This window comes from Embleya sp. NPDC020886 (assembly GCF_044333915.1).
Classification (GTDB): Bacteria; Actinomycetota; Actinomycetes; order Streptomycetales; family Streptomycetaceae; genus Embleya.
In genome coordinates, this window is the sequence record NZ_JBIRRX010000020.1 from 43,331 (window position 1) to 58,518 (window position 15,188).

General features: G+C 72.8%; 17 protein-coding genes, 2 pseudogenes and 1 riboswitch. Of the genes and pseudogenes, 11 read left to right on the forward strand and 8 right to left on the reverse strand.

The window, feature by feature from the left end:
• Positions 1 to 142 precede the first annotated feature (142 nt).
• Entirely contained in the window at positions 143 to 727 is a 585-nt protein-coding gene (locus ACH4U8_RS40880) for a TetR/AcrR family transcriptional regulator (RefSeq protein ID WP_360323019.1), read from the reverse strand.
• 126 nt (positions 728 to 853) lie between these two features.
• Here ACH4U8_RS40880 and ACH4U8_RS40885 point away from each other — a divergent pair, with 126 nt between their 5' ends.
• Entirely contained in the window at positions 854 to 1,159 is a 306-nt protein-coding gene (locus ACH4U8_RS40885; RefSeq protein WP_395783271.1) for a hypothetical protein, read from the forward strand.
• 39 nt (positions 1,160 to 1,198) lie between these two features.
• Here ACH4U8_RS40885 and ACH4U8_RS40890 read toward each other — a convergent pair whose 3' ends face one another.
• Positions 1,199 to 2,458, reverse strand: a complete 1,260-nt coding sequence (locus tag ACH4U8_RS40890; protein WP_395783273.1) for a glycosyltransferase 87 family protein — start codon at positions 2,456 to 2,458, stop codon at positions 1,199 to 1,201.
• 248 nt (positions 2,459 to 2,706) lie between these two features.
• Here ACH4U8_RS40890 and ACH4U8_RS40895 point away from each other — a divergent pair, with 248 nt between their 5' ends.
• From ACH4U8_RS40895 to ACH4U8_RS40920, 6 genes are all read left to right on the forward strand, one after another.
• Positions 2,707 to 4,128 carry a glycosyltransferase family 2 protein gene (locus ACH4U8_RS40895; protein ID WP_395783275.1) on the forward strand — a complete coding sequence of 474 codons (1,422 nt, stop codon included), beginning with the start codon at positions 2,707 to 2,709 and terminating at the stop codon, positions 4,126 to 4,128.
• A 117-nt stretch (positions 4,129 to 4,245) separates the two neighbouring features.
• Positions 4,246 to 5,379, forward strand: a complete 1,134-nt coding sequence (wecB, locus tag ACH4U8_RS40900; RefSeq protein ID WP_395783277.1) for a non-hydrolyzing UDP-N-acetylglucosamine 2-epimerase — start codon at positions 4,246 to 4,248, stop codon at positions 5,377 to 5,379.
• A 141-nt stretch (positions 5,380 to 5,520) separates the two neighbouring features.
• Positions 5,521 to 5,847 (forward strand): nuclear transport factor 2 family protein, encoded by a 327-nt coding sequence (locus ACH4U8_RS40905; RefSeq protein WP_360323009.1) that lies wholly within the window; start codon positions 5,521 to 5,523, stop codon positions 5,845 to 5,847.
• A gap of 429 nt (positions 5,848 to 6,276) precedes the next feature.
• On the forward strand, positions 6,277 to 6,804 hold the full coding sequence (locus tag ACH4U8_RS40910) for a hypothetical protein (protein WP_395783279.1): 528 nt from the start codon (positions 6,277 to 6,279) through the stop codon (positions 6,802 to 6,804).
• A 138-nt stretch (positions 6,805 to 6,942) separates the two neighbouring features.
• Positions 6,943 to 7,512: a hypothetical protein gene (locus ACH4U8_RS40915; protein WP_395783281.1), complete on the forward strand. Its 570-nt coding sequence runs from the start codon at positions 6,943 to 6,945 to the stop codon at positions 7,510 to 7,512.
• Positions 7,509 to 8,879, forward strand: a complete 1,371-nt coding sequence (locus tag ACH4U8_RS40920) for a cytochrome P450 (RefSeq protein WP_395783283.1) — start codon at positions 7,509 to 7,511, stop codon at positions 8,877 to 8,879. Before ACH4U8_RS40915 ends, ACH4U8_RS40920 begins: the two co-directional genes overlap by 4 nt.
• A gap of 58 nt (positions 8,880 to 8,937) precedes the next feature.
• Here ACH4U8_RS40920 and ACH4U8_RS40925 read toward each other — a convergent pair whose 3' ends face one another.
• Together ACH4U8_RS40925 and ACH4U8_RS40930 are read right to left on the reverse strand one after the other, a co-directional pair.
• The gene (locus ACH4U8_RS40925) at positions 8,938 to 9,546 is read right to left on the reverse strand and encodes a hypothetical protein (RefSeq protein ID WP_360323003.1); all 609 of its coding nucleotides are present in this window, start codon (positions 9,544 to 9,546) and stop codon (positions 8,938 to 8,940) included.
• A gap of 49 nt (positions 9,547 to 9,595) precedes the next feature.
• Complete coding sequence (locus ACH4U8_RS40930) at positions 9,596 to 10,510, reverse strand: aldo/keto reductase (protein ID WP_395783285.1); 915 nt, start codon at positions 10,508 to 10,510, stop codon at positions 9,596 to 9,598.
• Positions 10,511 to 10,647: 137 nt separating this feature from the next.
• Between ACH4U8_RS40930 and ACH4U8_RS40935 the strand changes: the two are divergent.
• The 3 genes and pseudogenes from ACH4U8_RS40935 to ACH4U8_RS40945 form a co-directional block, all read left to right on the forward strand.
• Positions 10,648 to 11,235, forward strand: a pseudogene (locus tag ACH4U8_RS40935) (DUF5937 family protein); the annotation flags it as partial.
• A 157-nt stretch (positions 11,236 to 11,392) separates the two neighbouring features.
• Positions 11,393 to 11,455 (forward strand): annotated as a pseudogene (locus tag ACH4U8_RS40940) (hypothetical protein); the annotation flags it as partial.
• Between the two features lie 224 nt (positions 11,456 to 11,679).
• Positions 11,680 to 11,742: riboswitch (guanidine-III (ykkC-III) riboswitch) on the forward strand.
• A 14-nt stretch (positions 11,743 to 11,756) separates the two neighbouring features.
• Positions 11,757 to 12,071, forward strand: coding sequence for a multidrug efflux SMR transporter (locus tag ACH4U8_RS40945; RefSeq protein ID WP_360322995.1), 315 nt, complete (start codon positions 11,757 to 11,759; stop codon positions 12,069 to 12,071).
• A gap of 61 nt (positions 12,072 to 12,132) precedes the next feature.
• On the opposite strand, the gene ACH4U8_RS40950 is transcribed toward ACH4U8_RS40945, so the two are convergent.
• The 3 genes from ACH4U8_RS40950 to ACH4U8_RS40960 all read right to left on the reverse strand — a co-directional run bounded on the left by ACH4U8_RS40950 (position 12,133) and on the right by ACH4U8_RS40960 (position 14,287).
• A complete protein-coding gene (locus ACH4U8_RS40950; protein ID WP_379992340.1) occupies positions 12,133 to 12,456 on the reverse strand; it encodes a putative quinol monooxygenase in 324 nt (107 codons plus the stop codon).
• Between the two features lie 9 nt (positions 12,457 to 12,465).
• Complete coding sequence (locus ACH4U8_RS40955) at positions 12,466 to 13,311, reverse strand: SMP-30/gluconolactonase/LRE family protein (protein WP_360322991.1); 846 nt, start codon at positions 13,309 to 13,311, stop codon at positions 12,466 to 12,468.
• A 121-nt stretch (positions 13,312 to 13,432) separates the two neighbouring features.
• Positions 13,433 to 14,287, reverse strand: a complete 855-nt coding sequence (locus ACH4U8_RS40960) for an alpha/beta hydrolase family protein (protein ID WP_395783287.1) — start codon at positions 14,285 to 14,287, stop codon at positions 13,433 to 13,435.
• On the opposite strand from ACH4U8_RS40960, the gene ACH4U8_RS40965 reads away from it, so the two are divergent.
• Positions 14,286 to 14,609 carry a hypothetical protein gene (locus tag ACH4U8_RS40965; RefSeq protein ID WP_395783289.1) on the forward strand — a complete coding sequence of 108 codons (324 nt, stop codon included), beginning with the start codon at positions 14,286 to 14,288 and terminating at the stop codon, positions 14,607 to 14,609. The two genes, ACH4U8_RS40960 and ACH4U8_RS40965, sit on opposite strands and share 2 nt — an antisense overlap.
• A gap of 108 nt (positions 14,610 to 14,717) precedes the next feature.
• On the opposite strand, the gene ACH4U8_RS40970 is transcribed toward ACH4U8_RS40965, so the two are convergent.
• Positions 14,718 to 15,161 (reverse strand): GNAT family N-acetyltransferase, encoded by a 444-nt coding sequence (locus tag ACH4U8_RS40970; RefSeq protein ID WP_395783291.1) that lies wholly within the window; start codon positions 15,159 to 15,161, stop codon positions 14,718 to 14,720.
• Between the last annotated feature and the right edge of the window lie 27 nt (positions 15,162 to 15,188).

Consider the following 15,188-nt stretch of genomic DNA (forward strand, 5'->3'; position numbering starts at 1 on the left):
GCCCACTGCGCGGGCGCCCTGCGCGGCGGGGCCCCTGGGGGGCGGCGCCCGCCCGGGGGGGCCGGGGGGCGGGGGGGGGCCGGGCCCCCCCGGGCGGGGGGGGGGGCCCCCGGGGCCGGGGGCCCCCCCACCCGCCGTCCGCTCAGTCGCCGTTCGCCGGTGCCGGCTCCAGCAGGGTCAGCATGTCCTTGACCGCCTGCTCCATGTCGATCGAGCGATCGTTCAACCACTGCAACTGGATGCCGTCCGCGATCGCGATCAACAACACCGCGAGCCGCTCCGGCGGGATCGCGCTCGCGATGGCGCCCTCCCGCACCCGCTCCTCCATCACGTTCAGCACCGACTGCCGCGCCCGCGGATACCGCTCGGCGAAGAACGCGTGTGCCGGATGCTCGGGATCGCTGCCCGCCGCGGCCATCGACACGTACAGCTCGATCAGGCCGGCCGCGCGTGCTCCCGCCCGGACCATCTCCAGGTGCGGATCCGACCCCTGGTAGCCCTCCCACAACCGGCGATTCTCCTCGTCGCGGGCCCGCAGCACCTGGGTGAGCAGGTCCTCCTTGGAGGCGAAGTAGTGCATCAGGCCCGGCAGACTCAGGTTGCAGCGCGCCGCGACCTTGCGCAGCGAGGTGCCCCGGTAGCCCTCCTCCGCGAAGACCTCCAGGGCCACCCGCAGGATCTCCCGCCGCTTCGCCTCGCCCTTCTCGTACGGGCCCCGTTTTGCCATGCCGCCCACCTTAATGCGCGCCCGCAGACCCCCCGCGCCACCGGTGGGAGTGACACAAAGGCAGTCGATCGGATGGTGTGCCGGCGCACGCCGTTGCGAGCGACGGTGGGGGCTCGTTGATCCGTCATGACCACATCCGCGTCGTTCGACGAGGCATTGGGCACACTCGCCACGGCGATCGAGGACATCCTGGACCTCCTCGCCCCCTCCTCCACCGCCGCGCCGGCGTCGGCGCCCGAGCCCGCTCCCGCACCCGAGCCCGCTCCCGAACCGGAGCCTGCTCCCGCGCCCGCGCCTGCACCCGCGCCTGCAACCGCGCCGGCCCGGTGCGAGCCCGATGCCCCCGAGCGGACCGTGCCGGTGCTGCACCTGGACCCCGGGATCGACCCGAACGCCCTCGTCCAAGCCCTCCGACACGCCCTGCACCGGTAGTTCGAGTCCCGTTGCGGCGGGCCCGAGTTCGCCGTCGGTTCAGCCGGAGAGGGCCGCCGCCGACCTCGCCCGCCGGGCCGGCTCGGCTCCGGGGCGCGCGGCCACGAGCAGGAAGGCCACCCCGAAGGCCACGTAGCACGACGAGCGCAGCAGTTCGAAGCCGGTCAGGTGCCATTCCTGACCGGGCAGGTGCGGTACGGACCAGACCAGGAAGCTGGGGAAGACGAACAGACCCGCGGCCGACAACGTCTCGGCCCGCGAGTGTGCACCCCGCAACCCCGCCCACAGCAGGATCGCGATCGGCACGCACCACACCCAGTGGTGGCTCCAGGAGATCGGGCTGGCCAGCAGCCCGGCCACCGCCGCTCCGGGCAGCCCCCACGCGTCCCCGCGCCGACGGTGGGCGATCACCGCGCACAACATGCCGAGCACCCCCGCCGCGACGATGGTCGCCGTCCCGCCGATGCCGGGATCGAACAATCGGGTCACCCGGGTGAGCAGCCCGCGCACCGACTGATTGGCGGCGTTCTCCACCCGCCCCACCCGCTCGGGATCGAACACCAGGTCGGTCCAGAATCGCCGGGTGGCCCCGGGCAGCAGCGCGGCCGAGAGCGCCACGGTGCCGGCCGCGGTGCCGATCGCGGTGAGCGCCGCGCGGCGGCGTCCGGTGAGCAGCAGATAGGCGATGAACACCGCCGGGGTCACCTTGATGCCGGCCACCAGCCCCAGCGCCACGCCGCGCAGCCGTGCGCCGGGTGGGCGGGTGAAGTCCCACAACACCACGGCCAGCACCGCGAGGTTGACCTGTCCGTAGCGCATCGTGGTGAACACCGGCTCGCACCAGATGGCGAAGGTGGTCGCGGCCGGCAGCGCCCACGGCGGCAACCGGCTCCCGTCCGGGTCCACCAGGCGCATCGAGAGCCGGACCACGATCGCCACGAGCAGCAGGTTCGCCGCCACCCCCAGCCCGAGCAGCAGTTCCTCGGGCAGGTAGGTCAACGGGACGAACAACAACGCGGCGAACGGCGGATAGGTCGCCCGGAGGTCGTGCGGCGTGTCCAGCGGGCCGTACAGGTCGATCCCGTCCCGCACCGCCAGCCCCTCCGCGCGGTAGACCACCAGGTCGACCATCGACGGGTGGCTGAGGTGCCGGACGAACAGGTAGACGCCGATCGACGCGGCGCAGGCGAGGGTCCACAGGCACACCCGGCGGGCCGTCGGGGATGCGCTCGGGGTGTTGCCGACGACACCCCGCAGCGGCGTACGAGATCGGCCGCCGAAACCGCTGGGGCGTCGCATACGACGACGCTAACCCGCGCGCCGGCCCGTCCCCGGCGCTTGTGGCTGGGCCATCAAGGTGGTGTCGGACGCCCGGTCCGGACCACCCGTCGGGCCGGCGAGGTGAGGCTCGCCACTGTGGATTGGGTTTCATTTTGTCCGGATTTACCTTAGATTCGATGGCCTGATAGGTACTTTTCTCACCTATCGGCAAGCACAAGGGCCGAGGCGCCTTTGATCCATGTGGAGGTTGTTCCATCCCCGGCGCTGTGCGTGAGTACGTCCTGGCCCATCAGAGCGGCATCCTGTGGTTCGCCACCGCGCTCTCGCTGGGGCTGCTGGTGTACATGCTGTTCGTCTTCGGCCGCTTCCTGATCTATTGGGCCGGCACCCGGCACGCCTTCCGGCACAACCGGCCGGACCGACCCGGCGACCCGGCCGCCTTCACATGGCACCTGGTGGTGCCCTGCCGCGACGAGGAAGCCGTGATCGCGCAGACCCTGACGGGACTGCGCCGCGCCGCCCCCGAGGCGCACGTCTGGGTGGTCGACGACGACAGCTCGGACCGCACCCGCGAGCTGGTCCTGGCCGCCGCCGAGCACGACGAGCGGGTGCACCTGGTGCAGCGCCGTCGGCCCGACGCCCGGATCGGCAAGGGCGCCGCGCTCAACGCCGCCTACCGGCGGATCTCCGCGTGGTTGCCCGCCGACACCGACCGCTCCCGGGTGATCCTGGGCGTGGTCGACGCCGACGGCAGGCTCGACCCGGGCACCCTGGCCCGGGTCTGCGCCGAACAGGCGATGGGCCGGCCGGACACCGGCGCCGTGCAGATAGGCGTCCGGATGCGCAACGCGGACGACCGGCTGCCGCTGCCCGAGCGAGGCCGCCTCGCCAACGCCGCGGCCCGGGCCCTGGTGCGCATGCAGGACATCGAGTTCCGCGCCAACAACGCCGGCATGCAACTGTTGCGCCGCCGCACCGGCAGCGTGGGACTGGGCGGCAACGGCCAGTTCGTCCGACTCGTCGCCCTCGACGCCCTGGACGCGCCGGCCGGCGCCCAGGGCCGACCCTGGCCCGAGCGAGCGCTCCTGGAGGACTACGAGTCCGGGCTCGAACTGCGCCTGAACGGCTGGCGGCTCACCCACATCACCGAGGCCGAGGTCTCCCAGGAGGGGCTGATCTCGCTGCGCCGCTTCCTGGCCCAGCGCACCCGCTGGGCCCAGGGCAACATGCAGTGCCTGCGCTACACCCGCCGGGTCCTGACCTCGCCGCACTACCGCTGGTCCGGCCGGGCCGAGGTGCTCTACACCTTCCTGCAACCGGTGGTCTGCGTGCTGCTGGTGCTGCTCACCCCGCTGTCGATCGGGATCACCGCGGTCGGCCTGATCCTGTTCCCCGAACAGACCGCCGACTTCCAGTTCCGCTTCGGACCGTTGATGGCGGGCGTCTTCGTACTGGCCGCGCTGCCGATGGTGGGCTGGGCACTGGCCTACCGCAAGATCGTGCACCCGGACCGGTCCTGGTTCACCGGGCTGATCTGGGGCCTGCTGATGTGGTTGTACACGTACCACCTGTTCGTGGTCGCCGTCCGGGCCGCGACCCGACTCGCGCTCGGGCGCAACGGCTGGGCCAAGACCCGCCGCAACGCCGAGGTCGGCATCGCCGGCGTACCCACCGCGTTGGAGGTCTGACCGCGCCGGGTACCGGCCTCCCGCCGCGATCCGCCGCACCGCGGTCCGCCCCCGAGCCCGTCGTCCCGACTTCCCACACCCGCCGGCCGCCCACCGGGCCGGCACGGAGAACCACACATGAGCACCGCCCACCTGCCCCCCGCCAGTGTCGCCGTCGTCCTCGGCACCCGCCCCGAGCTGGTCAAGCTCGCCCCACTGATGCACGAACTCGGCCCCGCCGCACGGCTGTTGCATACCGGCCAACACTGGGACGAGGCGATGTCCGGGCGCTTCCTGCGCGAACTCGCGTTGCCCGATCCCGAACTGCTCACCGGTGTCGGCGGCCGACCCCGCGCCGGGCAGATCGCGCACTCCCTCGACCAGCTCGACGACGCGTTCGTGCGGCACCGCCCGGTCGCCGTCGTAGTCCAGGGCGACACCAACGCCACCCTGGCCGGCGCGCTGGCCGCCAACGCCCGGGACATCCCGCTCGTGCACGTCGAGGCCGGGCTGCGCAGCTTCGACCGCGCCATGCCCGAGGAGCACAACCGGGTCATGGTCGACCACGTCTCCGACCTGCTGTGCGCCGCCACCGCGACCAACGCGGCCAATCTGCGCGCCGAGTCGGTGGACGAACACCGGATCACCGTCACCGGCAACACCGTGGTCGAGGTCGTCCGCGCGCAACTGCCCACCGAGCCGGCCCGCGCCGCGCTGGTGGCCGGATACGGGCTGCGGCCCGACGGCTACGTCCTGGCCACCGTGCACCGTCCGGAGAACACCGACACCGCCGCGGCCCTGCGCGCGGTGCTCACCGAACTGGACACCATCGCCCGCTTCGGCACCGAGGTGCTCTTCCCGATGCACCCGCGCACCCGGGCCGCCGTGGAACGCTTCGACCTGACCTCGCTGACGACCCGGATCACCACGATCGAGCCGGTGGGCTACGCCGAGTTCCTGGCCCTGGCCCGGCACGCCGCGTTGCTGGTCTCCGATTCCGGCGGCATCCAGGAGGAGTGCACCGTACTGGGCCGCCCGCTGCTGGTGGTGCGTCGCTCGACCGAACGCCCGGAGGCGGTGGACGCGGGCTTCGCCGCGCTGGTCCGGCCCGGCGCCGAGCTGGGCGAGACGGCGCACGCCTGGCTGGCCGACAGCGCGGAGCGCCTGGCCCGCCTGGCGACCACGCCGAGTCCGTACGGCGACGGCCTGGCCTCCGCCCGGATCGCCCGACTGACCGCGCAACTGGCCGAATCGCCCGTGCTCGCGGCCTGATCGTCCGCGCGACGGGGGCGGACCCGCCGCCCGAGGCACCCGGACACGCCGTCCTGCGGCAAACGGGTGAGGGTCGGCGACCTCGGGCCGGCCGTGTTGTTCCCTGGTGGGGCAACCCGCCCATCCCTCCAGGAGGTTCCCGTGGCCATCGCCCCCGGCAAGTTGTCAGAACCCGCGGTAGGCGCGTTCGTCGCCGCCGTCAACGCGCACGACAAGGCCGCCTTCGACGCGCTCCTGACCCCCGACGCGACGATGTCCGACGACGGCTCGGACCGCGACCTGCAGGACTGGGCGGATCGGGAGATCTTCTCCTCCAACGGCCACATGGACGTGGTGACCGAGTCCGACGGCGGGCGCGCCCTGGTGGTGGGCTACCGCAACGACACCTGGGGCGAGATGCGCACCGCCTGGCGCTTCACCATCACCCCCGACGGCCGGATCAGCCGCTTCGAAACGGGCCAGGGCTAGGACCGGGCCAAGACCCTGGCCCCCCGGCCGGGGTCGCATCCGCACCGAGTCGACACCCATCGCACCTCACTCGGCTCGGCCGGACGCGTGGTCCTCGTCGAAGACCAGGCCCGGCAGGTGCGCCGTGACGAAGCCGGGGTGGGACAACGCGGGGCGGACCTGGCGATCCGCGCCGCCGGGCAACCGTCGTCGGCGAGCATGCCGGTCGCAGTCGACACCGCCGCCACCCGGCGGATCGCGCCGGGCGGCCCGGTCCGTCCCGCACCCGGACCACCCCGAGCCCACCGCCGGCGTCGACCCGGCCGGTCGAGGGCCGAGCCACCAGGGGTGGGTCCCGCGAGCCGCGGCGCCGAAGCCGCTGTGGCGAGCCCCGCGCGGCTCCTCGTCCGCCCGGATCCGGGCCGGGGTCGGCGCGTGCGCTGAGCCGCCATGAACCCCGAAGCCGACGACCGCGCCCGGGCGTTGCGCCGGGAGGTGCACGCCGCCACGTCGGCGCGGCGCAACGCGCTCGCGCTGATGTCCGCGTGCTGCCTGATCCTCATACCCTGGACCGGCTACCTGCTCGTCAGCCTGCCGATGCACTGCGAGGCCCGCCGTTGGCGGGACGCGTGGGCGGGCTTCGACGTCGGCCTGCTCGTCGCACTGGCCTGCACCGCGTACCTCGGGTGGCGACGCCGCCAGGCGCTGATCCCCGCCGCACTGATCACCGCGACCCTGCTGGTCTGCGACGCGTGGTTCGACGTGATGCTCGCGTGGGGCACGCCCGACCTGTGGCCGAGCATCGCCTCGGCCGTGCTGTGCGAACTGCCGCTCGCCGCGTTCCCGGCCACCCGCGCCCGCCGGCTGCTGCGCTACACGTTGCGGGCACACTGGTACGAACTCGGCCTGCCCGGCGAGCCACCGCCGCTGTGCCGCCTGCCGCTGCTCGGCCTGCCCGACCCGCGCCATCGGCCGTAGCCCCGCCCCGCGCCCGGGTGGCACGGCGCGCGTCGTGCCACCCGGGCGATCGGATCGGACGGCGTCACGCCTGGGCCCCTGGCCTCGAACACGCTGGGCTCGGCCCTGTTCGAGCAACCCGAGCGCAATCTGCTCCGGTTGCTCTTCCTGGATCCCGACGGCCGGGCGTTCTACCCCGATCGGGAGAAGGCGGCACGCAACACCGTCGCGTCGTTGCGCTCGGGTGCGGGCGACGATCCCGGCGATCCCGTGCTGATCTCGCTGGTCGGCGAACTGAGCGTGCGCAGACCGGACTTCGCCCGGCTGTGGGCCCGGCACGAGGTGCGCGCCAAGAGCGCCGAGGCGAAGCGATTCCGGCACTCGAAGGTGGGCGAACTCGTCCTCTCCTACGAGTCGTTGACCGTCAACAGTGCCCCCGGTCAACAACTGGTCGTCTACCAGGCCGAGCCGGGCAGCCCGACCGAGGAGTCCCTGCGCCTGCTGGGCAGCCTGTCCGCCACACCCCCGAACCGACCCTGCGGCCCGGCGGATCGGCAGAACGGCGGAACGGCGAATCGGCGAACCCGCGGGGGCGACACGCCCTCGATCCGGGAAACGTCCCCCCGCGCCCGGCCCGACGCTGCTGGAATGGCAACGGACACCGCAGGAGACCACGACGGCGGGCACCGGCTCGCCGCCGCGCGTCAGGCGCGAGGGAGCGACCCATGACGACCGCACATCCGCCCCGTCCCTCGACGCCCACCGCCCCCGGGGCGCGCGCCGGCCGGGCCCCCGGCGCGTGGCCCGGACTGGGCCATCTCCCGCACCTGCTCCGGGCGCCGCTGCGGTTCCTCGGCTCGCTGCCCGCGCACGGCGATCTGGTGGAGATCCGGCTCGGCCCGCGCCCGGCCTTCGTGTTGTGCGATCCCGAACTCGCCCGGCTGGTGCTGGCCGACGGCCGCGGCTTCGATCGCATCGGGCCGCTCTACGAGGGTTCGCGCGCCGCGCTGGGCAACGGCCTGGCCACGTGTCCGCACGCCGACCACCGTCGGCAACGGTTGATGATGCAGCCCGCGTTCCGCGCCGAACACCTGCCCGGCTACGCCGACGCGATGCACCGCGAGATCGGCATGGCGCTGGATCGCTGGCGGCCGGGTCGGGTGGTCGACATGGTCGACGAGATGTTCGCGCTGACCACGACGGTGGCGGTGCGTACCCTCTTCGGTGCCGGCATCGCCGATCGGGACATCGCCGAACTGCGCGACAGCCTGGACACCTTCCTCAAGGGCGTCTATCTGCGAGCCCTGTTGCCCGCCGTCGACTCGCTGCCCACGCCGGGCGCCCGGCGCTACACCCGGGGGCTGGCCACCTGGCGGGCGCACGTGACCCGGATCATCGCCGACCGCCGCGCCGGCGACCCCGACGATCGGGATCTGCTGGGCCGACTGCTCGCCGCCCGGGACGAGGCGGGCGGGGCGATGACCGAGGCCGAACTGCACGACCAGGTGGCCGTGTTGATCCTGGCCGGCGCCGAGACCACGTCCTCCGCACTGGCCTGGGCACTACACCTGATCAGCACTCACCCCGAGGCCGAGGAGGCCCTGCACGCCGAGGTCGACGCCGTGCTCGACGGGCGGGTGGCCGGTCCGCAGGACCTGCCCCGGCTGCCCTGGACCGGCAAGGTGCTCCGCGAGACGTTGCGGTTGTACCCGCCGGCCTGGGTGCTGCCGCGCACCACCACCCGCGAGATCGAGGTGGCCGGCCGCCGACTGGACACCGGCAGCACCCTCGTGTTCAGCCCGTACATCCTGCATCGCCACCCGGGGTTCCACGCCGAGCCGGACCGCTTCCGGCCCGAGCGCGAACATGCCGACGGGCTCGGCCCGGGGGCCTGGTCGCGCAGTTCGTTCGTGCCCTTCGGCAGCGGTCCGCACAAGTGCATCGGCGACACCTTCGCGCTGACCGAGGCCACCCTCGCGCTGGCCTCGATCGCCTCCCGCTGGCGACTGCGGCCGGCCTCCGCCGTGCCGGTCCGCGCCACCCCGCGCAGCGTGCTGACACCGCGCACCCTGCCGATGCACCTGATCCGCCGCTGACCCGAGGGTGGACGGGCCCGGCCGCGAACCGCCGCCGACCCGCGCCTCGATCCGCCGCTCAGCCGTGGGCGGTCACGCACTCCCCCACCGGGGCGAACAGCAGGTTCCAGTTGCCCGGCACCCGCCGCACCGCGGAGTCGAGGTGGAATCGCACCACCGTCCACTCGTCCGGCCGGGCCGCCGCGCCGTGCGCCCGGACCGCCTCCAGGCTGCCGTCCAGCGCCTCGACCTGCTCCTCCTCGTCGAACCCGAGTCGCTCGTAGGCCCGTTCCACTTCCGCCGGCTTGGACAACGACTCGTCCCAGCCGGCGACCGCGTCGAGCAGATAGAGCAGATGACTGCCGGGGAGCGGGAGTTCGGCCCGCAGTCGGGCCGAGTCGAACTCCCGGTCCGCGTCCCGCGCCACCAGGTCCGAACCCCGCACGGCCCAGCCGACCAGGTCCACCCAGTAGTCGGGCGCGTGCCGGCCGTCGCTCTGTCGAATGTGCTCGCTCGCGAACGCCGCCATCAGGTCCGGGTCGTCGATCAACGGCGAGACGGCCAGGTCGCTCCGGCTGTCGAAGCCGAAGAAGTAGCGACGCCCGTCGAGCACGAGCGACTCGATGCCGGCCACGTGGCCGGTCCGTCCGGGCAACGGTTCGATCTGCCTGCTGGAGTCCGGGTTCATGCCGACGACGGTAGCGAGAACCACCGACGCGCGGGTGCCCGGCCCGTGGCTACCCGCCCACGCGTCGATGCAGGTCGCCCAGGACGGCCAGGTCCGCCTCCGTCAGGCGCAGCGCACCGGCGGCCACGTTGGCGACCAGGTGCTCGGGGTTGCCGGTGCCGGGAATGGCCAGCACGTGCGGCCCCTGGTGCAGCGTCCAGGCCAGCCGCACCTGCGCCGGGCTCGCGTCGTGGGCACGCGCCACGTCGAACACCTCCGCCGCGTCGTCGCCGACGACCCCCACCTGGCCCGCGGCCCCGGCGATCGCGTAGAACGGCACGAACGCGATGCCCTGTTCGCCGCAGGACCGCACGAACTCGTCCTGATCGGCCCGGATCCCGATCCCGTACCGGTTCTGCACGCAGACCACCGGCGCGATGGCCAGCGCCTCGGCGAGCTGATGCGGGTGGACGTTGGAGACGCCCAGGTGTCGGATCAGACCGGCCTCGCGCAGGTCGGCCAGCGCACCGAAACGCTCGGCGATCGAGTGGGTGCCCAGCACCCGCAGGTTGACCACGTCGAGGTGGTCGCGACCGAGCTGGCGCAGGTTCTCCTCGACCTGTCCGCGCAGTTCCGTCGGCGTGACCGCGTGCGTCGCCCACTGGCCCGCCGGGTCCCGGGCCGGTCCGACCTTGGTGGTGATCACCAGATCGTCCGGGTAGGGCGCGAGCGCCCGGTTGATCAGTTCGTTGGCGGAGCGCAGCGAGGAGAAGTAGAAGGCGGCGGTGTCGATGTGGTTCACCCCGAGTTCGACCGCGCGGCGCAGCACCCCGATCGCCCGGTTCCGATCGCTGGGCACCGCGTCGGCGTCGAGCGCCGCGCCGTCCTGGGTCAGGCGCATCGCACCGAAGCCGATGCGATTGATCGTCAGATCGCCGAGCGTCCAGGTCCCCGATCCCGCGGCGGTACTCGTTGATGAAGTCATGGACGCATGATCGCGACGGACCGGGCCGATGACCATCGATTAAGCTGTGTGCGAATCCTCGGGGGCGACTGACCGTGTCGGCGGAACTGGCTTTCTCGGCGGGCGATCCGGCCCGGATGCGGTTCGCCGTCTCGCCGATGTGGGAGGTCGGCCCGAGCTTTCGGCTGCTGATTTCGGGCGCCGCCCATCCGGTGCACCGGCCGTGGATCGAGCAGGTCCGCCCCCGGGTGACGGCCGCCGGGCTGCACCGGGGCCGACTTGCCGAACTGATCCCGCCGGTCGGCTACGTGCCCGACTTCCTCAATCCGACGCCACCGGGGCCGGCCCCCACCCTGGCGGCGGAGCCGGCCGGGATCGTGGCCACTCCGGTGGCCGTCGTGCGGCGCGATCTGGACCGGTTGCGGCACGAGCGCGGCGGGCTGGGCCCCGAGTCGGAGGCGCTGTACGCGGACCCGCGCGCTCGGCCGGCCCGGGTCGCGGCCGAGGTCGAGGCGTATTGGGAGTCGGCGCTCGCGCCGTACTGGGCGCGGATCCGCGCGGTGCTGGAGGCCGATGTCTTCCATCGGGCCCGGCAGGTCGCCGAGCGTGGCGCGGGCGAGGTCCTCAACGAGCTGCACCCGTCGGTCAGTTGGCACGAGGACGCGTTGCGGCCGGCCCGCCGGCAGCGGGCGCTGTCCCGGCGGACGGCGGGCGCGGGGCTGCTGTTGATCCCGTCCGTGGTCACCGGGCCGGATCCGTTCACCCGGGTGGCCCCGCCGGAACCACCGCAACCGGCCTATCCGGCCCGGGGCATCGGCACGTTGTGGACCCGGCGCCCGGTCGAGCCGAGCGCGCCCCTGGCCGCCGTACTGGGCCGTTCGCGAACGCTGCTGCTGAACGAACTTGCACACGCCTGCCTCGACCACCGAACTGGCCCACCGGACCGGCCTCTCCCCCGCCGGGGTCTCCCAACAACTGACCGCGCTGCGCGACGCGGGCCTGGTCACCGCCCACCGCGCGGGCCGCACCGTCCTGTACGCCCCACCTCGACCGCCGAATCCCTCCTCGCCACCCCCCGCCAGTCGCGGGCGCAGCGGTGCGGATGGTGACCCGAACCACCACGATCGCCCGCCGCGAGGGTGGACGGATCGGGGATTTTGTGCGCCGGATCGGGCGTGCGAGAGTGGTTCACGGAGCCCGAACCGGCTCCCGGACGAGGCACGCCGTACCCGGTCCAGACAAGACGGTGTCAGGGAGCGTGCCTGTCATGGCCTGGATCGTCCTGATCATCTCCGGTGTCCTGGAAGCCGTCTGGGCGACGGCACTCGGCAAGTCCGAGGGATTCAGCCGGATCGTGCCGACCGTGGTGTTCGGCGTCGGTCTGACCGCGAGCATGGCGGGCCTGGCGTTCGCACTGCGCGAACTGCCGGTCGGCACCGGCTACGCGGTGTGGGTGGGCATCGGCGCGGTGTTGACCGTCTCGTACGCGATGATCTTCGACGGCGAGGCGTTCTCCGTCGTCAAGGTGCTGCTGCTGGCCGGCATCGTCGGCAGCGTGGTGGGCCTGAAGGTCCTGCACTAGTCGCGCACCGGCCCGGCGGCCGACCCTCGTCGAGGCGTGGGTGGGCCGCCGGGCCGGCCGGTCAGTCGATCTGCAGTTCGCCCATCGCACTCCACCCGTTCGCGTCCGGGATCACCGTGCTCACGATCTCGGGTGTGTGGCGCAGCAGCGGACGGAAGCGTTCCAAGGCCGCCTTGAAGTGGTCCGAGTTCACGTGCGCCGCCGCCGCGTCGTCCCGGAACGCCTCGACCAGCACGTAGGTGCTCGGGTCCTCCAGGCTGCGCGACCACTCGAACCACAGGTTGCCCGGTTCGCCCCGGGTGGCCTCGGTGAACGCCGCGGCCTGCTCGGGCCACCCGTCGGCGTGCTCGGGTTTCACCGGAAACTTCACCACGATGAAAATCATTGGGTAACTCTAGGTCATCGCGCCGGTCGCACAGGGGACCGCGACGAGTCGACCGGTACGCGGGTCCGCCGGCGGAGCGTCCAGGCCGCGCCACTCGGTGGCGACGACGAACAACGTCGTACCGTCGGCGCCGCCCAGCGCGCAGGAGAAACAACCCCGGTCGAACTCGACCGTGCGCAGCACCTCGCCGCCCTCGCGAACCCGCACACAACACTTGTTGGGTACGTCCGCGTACCAGACGGCGCCCTCGGCATCGACGCAGATCCCGTCCGGGACCCCGTCGCCGAGGTCCGCCCACACCCGGCGCCGGGACAACCCGCCGTCGGGCGCGATGTCGAACGCGGTGAGCCGGTGGCCGTACGACTCGGCGACGATCAGTGTCGAGCCGTCCGGCGTCACCGCCATGCCGTTGGGAAAGACGACGTCCTCGGCCACCCGGCGCGCCGAGCCGTCCGTATCGATCAGCGCGACGAACCCGGGCCGGAACGCCTCGCCCGCCTGCATGTCGAACCCGATCGCGTTGACGTAGACGTGGCCGCGTTCGTGCACCACGATCTCGTTGAAGCCGGTCCCGAGCGCGCGCAGATCCGCGTGGGTGACCAGCGATCCGTCCGCTTCGAGACGGACCACCCGTGCCTCACTGGAGGAGACGATCAGCAGCCGCCCGTCCGGCAACCAGTCGATGCACATCGCCATCGACGGAAACGGCACCCCCACCACCACCTCGCCGACGCCCTCGGGGCCGATCGCGACGATCTCCCGGGCGCCCCAGTCGCAGAACCACACCCGATCCCGATGCCACCGCACCGACTCGCCGAAAGCGATGTTCTCCCGCAGGACGGTCCACTCGGCCATGAGCCACGACTCCTTCGTCGACTCCGAGACGGTCCACCGGCGAGGTCGACGGCGGATCCCTGCTCCCGTGTAATGGACCTGCGCATACCCGAAAACTCATCGCCGCCGGACCGGGCCCGGGCTAGCCGCCGTGCACGAAGGCCACCTCCGGGAAGCCCGCGGCCGGCCCGTCGAAGAGCCCACTCGCCCGGCCGCGCAGGTGCAGATCGAAGAACGCCGTCGTATACGCCCTGGTGATCGCGGCGGCCCGATCACCACCCAGCGTGCCGTACTGCCACGCCGCGTCGTCGGGCGGCACCCGGTCGCGGATCCCGAAGCGGTCCACGATCCACGGCATGTCGCAGAACGTGTAATGGCCACCGCCGGGCACGTCGAGCCACCGCCGCCACCCGGTCAGCCGCTCCCACATCCGCTGCCAGTCGGCATGCTCCGGGCCGGCCGTGACCCGCTGCGCCCCCAGCAACAACACGGGACGGGCGATGCCCTCGGCGGGCGGCTCGGTCCAGAAGTTGCCGTCCAGGTCGATCGCGGCGTCGACCCGGCGATCCGTGCGCAACGCCTCGACCGCCGCCGCGCCACCCATCGAGTGGCCGGCCACCCCGATCCGGTCGCGATCGACGAACAGCCCCGTGCCGGGTCCGGTCAGCCGGTCGACGACGTAGCGGATGTCGGCGGCGCGGGTGCGCACCACCAGCGCGTCGTCCGGGATCGTGTCGCAGATCCGACAACGCTCGATCCGGCCGCCCGGAAACTCCACCGGCGCCTCGTAGGTGTGGTCCACCGCGGCCACCACGTATCCGCGCGAGGCCAACTCCTCGGCCAACGCGGTCAACGAGGTGCGGCTGCCGCCGAATCCCGGGGACAGCACCACCAGTGGCGCGGGTACCGGCCGGGGCAGCGCGTACGCCGCAGCATGCGTGCGCACGTCGGCCGACAACGCGGAGCCGAACACCACGCGCGACAGCTCGGGTGACATGTACGGCGCCCGGGCGCCGCTCGACCCGAGCGACGGATACCACAGCGAGACCATCAACTCCCGGGCCCGCGCCGCCGGATTCCACGGATCGGATCGCGAACGATCCACCATCCACACCGACGTCGTGCCGATCGCCGAGGCCCCCGAAGGCGCCGGCACCTCGACCGGGACGGGCAGCGACCGCGGCACGTGGGCCGAGGCCGACGGCGCGACCGACCACGCCGACAACACGGCGAGCACGAGCGCCGCGCACATCACAAGCCGCGAGACCCGCGCCCCGATCACCGGCCGTACCGAATTCCCGACATGGGCAGCACGGTAGGAAGCCGGCCGCCGCCGAACATCACCCCCGGGGCCGATGACGCGCGGAGCACATCCCGGCACAATGGACGGCCGCTTCGCGCTCTCGCACCGGGCGGGCCGACACCGCTCAGGCCAGCCGCTTGGCGAAGATGTACTCGGTGCTGCCCGGCGGGTAGTCCGGCACGGTGCCGACGAGTTCGTAGCCCTGTTTCCGGTAGAACCCGGGGGCCTGGAACTCCCAGGTCTCCAGGCGCACATGACGGCAATCGCGCTCGGTCAGCGCGATCTTCTCGGCCCGCTCCAGGAGTTCGGCACCGAGCCCGGTGCCGCGCCGGGTCGGGTCGACCCACAGCAGGTCCACATGCAACCAGTAGGCCCAGGTGTATCCGGCCAGGCCGCCGACGATCGTGCCTTCGTCGTCCAGCGCGAACAGGTGCAGCGCCATCTCGTCCTCGGCGTCGGTGCCCCGAAGCCTCGCCAGGTGCGGCGATGCCGCCACGTTGTCGGCACCGAGCCGCTGCGCAAGCCAGGCCCGGCGATCCGCGTCCACGTTCGCTTCGAACTGCACCACACACCCACCCTAGCCGGACGCCGACCC